The sequence below is a fragment of the Pseudomonas sp. GXM4 genome, from assembly GCF_008923895.1.
Classification (GTDB): domain Bacteria; phylum Pseudomonadota; class Gammaproteobacteria; order Pseudomonadales; family Pseudomonadaceae; genus Aquipseudomonas; species Aquipseudomonas atacamensis.
Map to the genome: position 1 here is coordinate 1 of NZ_WBRZ01000470.1, position 1,858 is coordinate 1,858.

Here is a 1,858-nt window from a genome sequence, read left to right on the forward strand (position 1 = left end):
CGCCTTCGCGAGCAGGCTCGCTCCCACATTCGAACGCATTTCTTCAATTGAAATACGTTCCAGTGTGGGAGCGAGCCTGCTCGCGAAAGCGGTGTGACGGGATTACAGATCGTTAAGGATATCCGCCATGTCGTCGGCGTGTTCTTCTTCCTGGGCGAGGATGTCTTCGAAGATGCGGCGGGTGGTCGGGTCCTTGTCACCGATGTACTGGATGATTTCGCGGTAGCTGTCGATGGCGATGCGCTCGGCCACCAGATCTTCGTAAACCATTTCCTTGAGTGTGTTGCCCGCCACGTATTGCGCGTGGGACATCTTGCTCAGCAGGTCAGGGTTGAACTCCGGTTCGCCGCCCAGTTGCACGATGCGTTCGGCGAGGCGATCGGCGTGCTCGGCTTCCTGGTTGGCGTGCTCGAGGAATTCGTCGGCGGCGACGTTGGCTTTCAGGCCGTTGGCCATGAAGTAGTGGCGCTTGTAGCGCAAGGTGCACACCAGCTCGGTGGCCAGCGACTCATTGAGCAAACGCAGTATTTCCTCACGGTTGGCGTTGTAGCCCTCGGTGACCGCGCCGTTTTCCACGTGTTGCCGCGCGCGTTGACGCAGGGTTTGAACATCAGACAAATGCACGTCACTCATTTCATTCTCCTGGAGGCTAATCCGATAGGCGCCACGTTCTGAAGACGCGGTCGCTACTCAGGGTGTGAGTCTTGAGCGAAGCGAAAAGTTTTATGCGATTTACGCCGCGCACGGTGCAGGAACTTCTGAAGACTGCGATGTCGGGAGAGTCAGACCGGTTTCGGTGGAGCGGGTGCTGGCGGACTGGAATAGGCTTATCGTTGAGTTGTCATCGTCGAGGTGGATGCTTGGCGAGCGTCTTGCACGTCTGGCCTCCACCCACCGCACACAAGGATGTACCCCATGTCGACACGTTATCCACTGGTGCTGGTGCCGGGCATGCTCGGCTTTGTCCGGCTGGTGCTTTATCCGTATTGGTTCGGCATCATCAAGGCCTTGCGCCGTGGTGGTGCGACGGTGGTCGCGGTGCAGGTTTCGCCACTCAATTCCACGGAAGTGCGCGGCGAGCAGTTGCTTACGCGGATCGAGGAAATTCTCCGCGAGACAGGGGGGCCGAAGGTCAATCTGTTCGGTCACAGTCAGGGCGCGTTGACCGCGCGCTATGCGGCGGCGCAGCGTCCGGATCTGGTCGCCTCGGTCACATCGGTGGCCGGGCCGAATCACGGCTCCGAACTGGCCGATTATCTGGAAAAGCACTATCCCGCCAACAGCGCCAAGGGGCGCTTGCTCGAAGCGTTGCTGCGCTTGATCGGCTGGGTCATGGCATTGCTCGACACGGGTTATCACGGGCCGAAACTGCCGGTGGATATCCACGCTTCCCACCAATCGCTGACCACGGCGGGCGTCGCATTATTCAATCAACGTTATCCACAGGGGCTGCCGCAAACGTGGGGCGGGCAGGGGCCGGAAGAGGTCAATGGTGTGCGCTATTACTCCTGGTCAGGGACGCTGCAACCGGGCAAGACCGATCGTGGCGGCAATCTTTTTGACGGCACCAACCGCAGTTGTCGCTTGTTTGCCAGAACCTTCGTCCGTGAGCCGGGGCAGTGCGATGGCATGGTCGGCCGTTACAGCTCGCATCTGGGCACGGTGATCGGTGATGACTATCCGCTGGATCATTTCGACATCGTCAATCAGTCGCTGGGGCTGGTGGGCAAGGGCGCAGATCCGGTAAGGCTGTTTGTCGAGCATGCGGCGCGGCTGGAGGCGGCTGGGTTATGAAAGCAGGATCAAGATCAAAAGATCGCAGCCTTCGGCAGCTCCTACCCTTGAAATGCGGTGTCCT

General features: G+C 59.6%; 2 protein-coding genes. One reads left to right on the forward strand and one right to left on the reverse strand.

Translation table 11 applies throughout. From position 1 onward, the window contains the following. Window positions 1–102: 102 nt before the first annotated feature. Window positions 103–633 carry a bacterioferritin gene (locus F8N49_RS27480; protein WP_122699776.1) on the reverse strand — a complete coding sequence of 177 codons (531 nt, stop codon included), beginning with the start codon at window positions 631–633 and terminating at the stop codon, window positions 103–105. Window positions 634–915: 282 nt separating this feature from the next. Between F8N49_RS27480 and F8N49_RS27485 the strand changes: the two genes are divergently transcribed. Next, the gene (locus tag F8N49_RS27485; protein ID WP_151553291.1) at window positions 916–1,794 is read left to right on the forward strand and encodes a triacylglycerol lipase; all 879 of its coding nucleotides are present in this window, start codon (window positions 916–918) and stop codon (window positions 1,792–1,794) included. Window positions 1,795–1,858 lie beyond the last annotated feature (64 nt).

What these genes read in the sequence shown, in the direction of transcription:
- F8N49_RS27480 (WP_122699776.1), bottom strand. Translation starts at nt 633, where the DNA reads ATGAGTGACGTGCATTTGTCTGATGTTCAAACCCTGCGTCAACGCGCG.
- F8N49_RS27485 (WP_151553291.1), top strand. Translation starts at nt 916, where the DNA reads ATGTCGACACGTTATCCACTGGTGCTGGTGCCGGGCATGCTCGGCTTT.